The 6,627-nt window shown below is 59.0% G+C and carries 7 protein-coding genes and 1 pseudogene; 6 read left to right on the forward strand and 2 right to left on the reverse strand.

The window, feature by feature from the left end:
- The first annotated feature begins 169 nt into the window (after positions 1–169).
- The 4 genes from C4334_RS05925 (at position 170) to C4334_RS05940 (ending at position 4,153) form a co-directional block, all read left to right on the forward strand.
- Positions 170–1,084, forward strand: a complete 915-nt coding sequence (locus C4334_RS05925) for a serine hydrolase (protein ID WP_352431162.1) — start codon at positions 170–172, stop codon at positions 1,082–1,084.
- A gap of 183 nt (positions 1,085–1,267) precedes the next feature.
- Entirely contained in the window at positions 1,268–3,259 is a 1,992-nt protein-coding gene (locus tag C4334_RS05930) for an aconitase family protein (RefSeq protein ID WP_352431163.1), read from the forward strand.
- 130 nt (positions 3,260–3,389) lie between these two features.
- The gene (locus C4334_RS05935; protein ID WP_352431164.1) at positions 3,390–3,908 is read left to right on the forward strand and encodes a CYTH domain-containing protein; all 519 of its coding nucleotides are present in this window, start codon (positions 3,390–3,392) and stop codon (positions 3,906–3,908) included.
- 23 nt (positions 3,909–3,931) lie between these two features.
- Complete coding sequence (locus C4334_RS05940; protein ID WP_352431165.1) at positions 3,932–4,153, forward strand: DUF2905 domain-containing protein; 222 nt, start codon at positions 3,932–3,934, stop codon at positions 4,151–4,153.
- Positions 4,154–4,192: 39 nt separating this feature from the next.
- Here C4334_RS05940 and C4334_RS05945 read toward each other — a convergent pair whose 3' ends face one another.
- Positions 4,193–4,678 (reverse strand): nuclear transport factor 2 family protein, encoded by a 486-nt coding sequence (locus tag C4334_RS05945; protein WP_352431169.1) that lies wholly within the window; start codon positions 4,676–4,678, stop codon positions 4,193–4,195.
- A 209-nt stretch (positions 4,679–4,887) separates the two neighbouring features.
- Between C4334_RS05945 and rpsU the strand changes: the two genes are divergently transcribed.
- Together rpsU and C4334_RS05955 are read left to right on the forward strand one after the other, a co-directional pair.
- A complete protein-coding gene (rpsU, locus tag C4334_RS05950) occupies positions 4,888–5,085 on the forward strand; it encodes a 30S ribosomal protein S21 (RefSeq protein WP_352431166.1) in 198 nt (65 codons plus the stop codon).
- 152 nt (positions 5,086–5,237) lie between these two features.
- Complete coding sequence (locus tag C4334_RS05955) at positions 5,238–5,612, forward strand: zinc-ribbon domain containing protein (protein WP_352431167.1); 375 nt, start codon at positions 5,238–5,240, stop codon at positions 5,610–5,612.
- 386 nt (positions 5,613–5,998) lie between these two features.
- Here C4334_RS05955 and C4334_RS05960 read toward each other — a convergent pair.
- A pseudogene (locus tag C4334_RS05960) lies at positions 5,999–6,627 on the reverse strand (amino acid permease); the annotation flags it as partial.

A 6,627-nucleotide genomic window follows, 5' to 3' on the forward strand; every position in this document is an offset into this window, starting at 1 on the left:
CTCGCCAGCGGTGAACGGCACGTTCGCGGCGGCACGATCGGCTGGGGCGGCGTTTTGCAGAGGAGCGCGCTGCGCTTAACCCGTCGCCTTCACGTTGTCGCGCCGTCGAGTGCGAAAGCGCCCCGTCAAGGGCCTCTGAAAGCGTTGCGGGAGGCGAAACGTCAGGAAAATGGCGAGGAGAAAGACGAAACTCATCGTTGCGCTTCTTTTCGCGTTGATCTTTGGCTCAATAGGCGCGAGCCGAAGCGACGCGCAAAAGGGCACTGCCGCCGACGCGCTGGACCAGCGCATACGCGCCGAAATCTCTGGCTTCAAGGGCCGCGTTAGCCTTTTCGCCGAGAACATAGATACGGGCAAAAGCTACGGTTTCGGCGCGGATGATCGCGTGCGCACGGCGAGCACCATCAAAGTGCCGATCATGGTCGAAGTCTTCGCGCGCGTAGCCGAGGGGAAGGCCAAATGGACAGATGAGCTGATCTTGACCGAGGCGAGCAAAGTTTCCGGCTCGGGGATCTTGCTCGAACTCTCCGACGGCTTGCGACTGAACTTGCGCGATGCTGTGCGTTTGATGATCGTCGTCAGCGACAACACGGCGACCAACCTGCTCCTTGACCGGATCACCACCGATGCGGTCAATGATCGCATGGACAGTCTCGGCTTAAGGCAAACGCGCGTACTGCGCAAGGTCGGCGGCGGCGGCGAAAGTCGCGCCGGAGCGATTTCGGAGAACAAGCGTTTCGGTCTCGGCGTGAGCACGCCTCGCGAGATGGTCATGCTGCTCGAGAAGTTGGAGCGCGGCGAAGTGATCAGCCCGGAAGCTTCTCGCGAGATGATCGCCATCATGAAGCGCCAGCAATACCGTGACGGCATTCCCCGCGCATTGCGCGGCGTGGAGGTGGCAAACAAGACGGGCGCGCTCGACCGTTTGCGAAGCGACGTCGGCATCGTTTACACGTCGCGCGGGCGCATCGCCCTCGCCATCACCTGCGACGACATGCCCGAGACGCTCTGGAGCGTGGATAATCCCGGCCTCATTCTTATCTCCCGGCTGGCGAAAATCCTCGTCGAGGAATTGGGACGCTGATGCCCAAGAACCGCTGCGCCCCTCCAAAGCGCTAACGCCCCGTGCTTTGAAAGAGAGCTTGCTGCAATGCGCCTCAGCAAGGGTGGTCTTGACGTCGGCTCGCGATTGCCGTCCTCACATCAATTCAGTTTATAATCGTATTTGAGTTCTTGCGGAGCATACGTTCGCGAGGAAAAGTCAAGGATGAACGAGAGCAGCAAACGGCCCGACAAGATCCGTTTCGCCGGGCGCACACTCTTTTTGACCAAAGATACGTCGCTCATTCGGCGCCAGTTGGCGGGCGAAGATCTCGCCTACGATCCGAACTTGCCGTTGATGGACAACATCTCCACCGACGAGATCACGCCCGCATGGGTCTGTTTCTACTACGACGAAACGCTTGGGCGATACGTTTATGTCGGGATGCGCGAAAACGCCGTACAACCGGACGAGGTGAAGAACGGACGTTTCTCGGTGGTCGTCTCCGGCCTTTCAAAAGGGTGCGGCTCATCGCGCGAGACGGCGCCGTTTGCCGAAAAGGCCGCCGGCATCGAACTCATCATCGCCAAAACCATCGAGAAGATCTACGAACAGAACGCACAGAACATCGGGCTGCTCACTTCGACCGATTTCGGTTTGATCGAACGAATCATGCGCGGCGAAGAGATTCCGCTCGCTGAGTTCACGCGCGGACTCGATGCTATTTCGAAAGCCATCGTCGAATACGGCGGGCTGTTTAATTACAACAAGGCGCGGCTCGCCGGCGAAGTTTCGCCGCCGCCCATTACCACGCTGCCGCGTCCGATGAACATCGTCGAGAAGATCATCGCGCGCCATGCTTTCGTCACTGCCGGAAAGATCGGCGTCCAAGCGGTCAAACCCGGCGATGCGCTCTTTGCCGTCGCCGACGTGCGCTTTTCGCACGAATACGTGACGCCCATGGCCGAAGCGCTCTTCCGGCAAGCGCTCGGACCAGATGCGCGCGTCACCGAACCCCAATCGGTCTTCGCTTTTCGCGATCATCTGACCTTTCTCGGCCAGATTATGCCGCGCAAGCACCGCGAGATGGGATTGCTCGAACGGGCTGAGGGGCTGGCCGCGACGCAACAGCAATTCGCTGCGCGACAAGGCATCAAGTATTACGGGGAGCGGCCCGAAGGCGGCTCGGAAGCCATCTGCCACAACGCTGTGGTGGAAGACATCGCGCTGCCCGGGCAGATCGTCATCGGAACTGATTCGCATACGTGCATGGCTGGCGTGCTCGGATGTTTCGCCTTCGGCGTCGGCGCTACCGACATGGCCAACGCTTGGTACACCAAGGACGTTCGTTTGCGCGTGCCGGAGACAGTGCGTTTCGTCCTCAAGGGCAAAAAGCGGGCCGACGTGACGGCCAAAGACGTCATGCTTTACATCCTCGCCACGGATTACATGAAACAAGGGCGTGGCATCGGGCAGGTGTTGGAATTCGCTGGCGAGGGCTTACGCGACTGGCCCATGGATGAGCGCGCGACGTTGACGAACATGGCGGTCGAAGCGGGCGGCTTTACGGGCATCATCGAGCCTGACGCGGTGACGCTTGACTATCTCGTGAGGATGCGCGGTTTGTCGCCTGAGCGCGTCCGCGAGCTGTTTGTCTTCAGCGATCCCGATGCCGAGTATGCCGCCACGTTCGAGATCGATCTGGCGCAGATCAGGCCGATGGTGGCGATGCCGGGCGATCCGCGCAACGGCATCCCGATCGATCAACTCCCGGGCGAGATCAAGATCGACATCGCTTACGGCGGCTCGTGCACGGGCGGCAAAATGACCGACATGGATATGTACGCGGCTGTGCTCGGTCGCGCGCTCGAACAGGGCAAGCGCGTCGCGCCGGGCGTCGAGCTTTACTTGCAATTCGGCTCGCAGAAGATCAAAGAGTACGCTCGTCGCAAAGGCTACATCGAGATCTTCGAAAGGGTGGGCGCGCGTTTGATCGATCCGAGCTGCGGAGCTTGCATCAACGCTGGTCCGGGCGCGTCCGATTCGCCTGAAAAGGTGACCGTGAGCGCACAGAACCGCAACTTCCCGGGAAGGAGCGGACCGGGCAAAGTTTATCTGGCTTCGCCCTACGTCGTCGCCGCCTCGGCGATCGCCGGTAAGATCGTTGCGCCCGAAGAGTTCTTGCGCGTGCCGGAGGCGGATCTGGCAACCGTTTAAAGAGCCGTGCGGCGTGAGTGCGCGGCTGAATTGATGAGGCGCGCTGCAAGCGGTGTAAAAAAGGCGGTGTCGCGGAAGAGAAGCGTGAAATTCAGGTATGAAGGCCACGAATCGAGAGCTCGGACAACAGATGCCTGAGAGCGTGCGCCTCGTGTGCGAGCGTATCTTTCTGCTCAACGAGCTTCCGCCCGGGCTGCAGCGCCACCACTGGCATTGGCAACTCAAGGACAACTACATCGCCGGAACGCGATTGCGGTTGCGCAAAAGTCGCGTGCCGGCGACGGACGAGCGCCGCCGCTGGTTGCAGCAGAAGTATCCGACCGGCTCGCATGGAACGTTCGCCTTCGCCGAGCTGGAGCTATCGGCGCAAGAGTACGAGATCTTCAAGACGTTCGAAGGCGATGAGATACGCAAAAACCGTTACCCGTTCGAATACGAGGGACGGCATTACGAAATAGACTTCTTTCTCGGTCGATTGCTCGGATTGATTCTGGCCAAGGCGCGGTTCGCCACCGAAGCGGAGATGGAACGATTCCCCGTTCCGCCATTCGCCGCGCTCGAAGTGACGGGCGATCCGCTCTTTGCCGGCGGGCGCCTCGTTTACTTAAGCTTTGAAGATCTGCGGCGCGAGTTCGCCAGCCGTCGCTAAAGTCTTCGCCGCGAGGAGAGATCATGGATCAGCGCTCAATCGGTCAATGGATCGTATTGATCGGCGTTTTCGTTGTCCTCATCGGGCTTCTGATCTGGTCCGGCGCTTTGTGGTGGTTCGGTAAATTGCCCGGGGATTTCCGCTACGAGAGCGGAAGCGTGCGCATCTACTTCCCGTTCGCTTCCATGTTGCTCGTCTCGCTTATCTTGAGCTTGCTCTTTCAACTCGTCCGCCGCTTCTTTTGAGGTTCGCGGAGCGCGACGACAACGCTCTTGACTTTCAGATCATGGCCGCTTCTTTTGAGGGCGCGCATGAGAGATTCCAAGTCTGCGCCAAGTTGACGCGCTCTGTTGGCCTGTAACTTGGCGGCTGAGAGCCTTGGAATCGAAGTAAGCGCGGAACCGCACGATCTTGTCACAGGAGATCTCCAAAATGCTCACGCCATCGTACTCGACCGCGTTGCCCGAACCGGTAGTCCACTTGGTTGTCCATTCCAATGCCGCGCAATCTTCGCCGATGATGCGGTGACGAAAGCGGCTTTCGACGTCGGCGAACGTCTCGCGGTATTTGGTCCAAAACTCGCGCGCTCTTTCCGGACCGTGGAACTTTTCGGGCGAGATGATGTTGCCGATCTCGGCTCCCATCGCGTAGAGGTGCCTCATCGGTTTCACGTCGTGTTGGGCTTCGAGTTTGCGCCACGCTTCGATGAAACGCTCGACGGTGCTGGTCGCCTTTTTGTTTCCCCCTTGCTTTCGCGTGATCGACTGCAGGCGGAAGTTTACGCGCCTCCTCTTCGCAAACTTTCACGGATATCTCTCGAATGAGCGAGAACGAGCGACGCAAAGAATCGCTAAGATTTGTGAGGTTTCGGATGCAAGAAAAGACTTGACAGAGCATCCGCCCAGATATTACTTTGCTAGTTTCAAATAGGTCGCTGGCTGAAAAGTCAAATCTACGGCCCGAAAGGAGGTGAGAAGGGATGGCGCTGGTGATCGTTGGCGAAGGCGAGTCGATCGAATCGGCGTTGCGGCGCTTCAAGCGTCGCGTGCAGAGCGAAGACATCATTCGCGACTACAAAAAGCACACCTTCTACCTCAAGCCGGGCGAGAAGCGCCGGTTGAAATCGGCGCTGGCGCGCAAACGCAATCGCAAGAAGGCGCGTCGCAATGAAGCTTAGAGCGTACCAATCGCAAGCCGTAACCACCAACAAAGGTCGCAACAACTCTGCTCGAAAGCTGCGTTGAGCGACTTCCCTCACCGATGTTGTTTGGCGCGATGAAACAATTTCGGTGAGGTTTTTTCTTTAGCACGCAAGCGGGGAAAAGAGCTATGCGAACCGAGGGAACCAGAACCGACGGAGAGTGGAACGAAGTCGAGATGGAATTCCGTGATCGCATCATCAAGTGCATCGACTGCGGAGAGGAGTTCATCTGGACGGCGGGAGAGCAGATATTCTTCCGCGACAAAGGGCTACAGAACCCGCCCAAACGATGCAAGCCCTGTAAACAAGCGAAAAACGAACGCATTGCGGCGATCATGGCGGCGCAGGCCGAAGGCGTCCGTCGGCGCATCGAAGTGCCAGTCGTCTGCGCGCAATGCGGGCAGACAACCACCGTGCCCTTTTATCCTTGGCAAGGGCGCCCTGTTTACTGTCGTTCCTGTTTCCTCGCACAGAAGAACGGGGAACAGCAGGAGGCTGAATAACGACGGCTGCCCGCGACCGCAGCGCGTTCCATTTTGCTCCCCTCGCAGCAAACAAACCCTCGCACGCACTGCTGAAACTCAATCTTCAGGGCTGACCGAAAGCGCTCCGTTTAGGGCACGAATTCACCCGGGGAGCGATCGTTTCAAGACGCAGCCGCCTTTCGGGCGCATTGCCGCGTCGCAAAACCGACTCTTGCCTGCAAATAGGAGCAGCGCGTGATCAGCGTGCCGTAATCTTCGTTTCGACTTCGGCAGCACGGCGCGCTGAGCCGGAAAGCCTCTTCGGCATCCAAGTCAGCGCCCGCCCACACGTTCGTTCGCGATCGTTGTCGTGCTTTTGAGCGGGCGGATTTTGAAGAGCGCTCTTTTTGCCGCGCGGCTTGGCCTCAGCCTCGCAAGTGGTACGGGACGTTTGTCACGATCACCCCGCGTTTAAAAAGCAACGCCCCTTTGAGAAGCAGCGAGCTTTGGTTGTGCAGCAGGTGCTGCCACCAGCGCGCTGGCACGAACTCAGGGATCACGACCGTAATGAAGTCGGCCTTCTCCTGCCGTTTGAGGCGTTCGATGTAACGTAACAACGGGCGCGTCAACTCACGGTATGGCGATGGCAAGACGACGAGTTTAATCCCCTGCCCCCATTGCGCCCATTTTTCGCGCAGCTTGCGCGTCGCTTCTTCGTCGAGATCGACGTAGACGGCCGTCACTTCGCCCGATGGCGCGATCGCTTTGGCATACTCGAGAGCGTAAACGACGCCGCGGTGAATGCCGGAGATCGGGACGACAACGTAGTGGCGTAGCTTTTCAACGGGCGGCATCCCTTCGGTCGAAAGCTGACGCGCGACATCCACATAGTGGGCGTGGATGGCACGAAACATCGCCACAAGCAGCGGGATAAGCACCACTACCACCCATGCGCCGTGGACGAACTTGGTGACGACGAAAACGCATAGGACGACAAACGTGCAACTTGCGCCCAAGGCGTTGTTGACATCCTCCCCACGGCTAAAGCCGGGGG

It is taken from the genome of Pyrinomonas sp., assembly GCF_040289685.1.
Taxonomy (GTDB): Bacteria; Acidobacteriota; Blastocatellia; order Pyrinomonadales; family Pyrinomonadaceae; genus Pyrinomonas.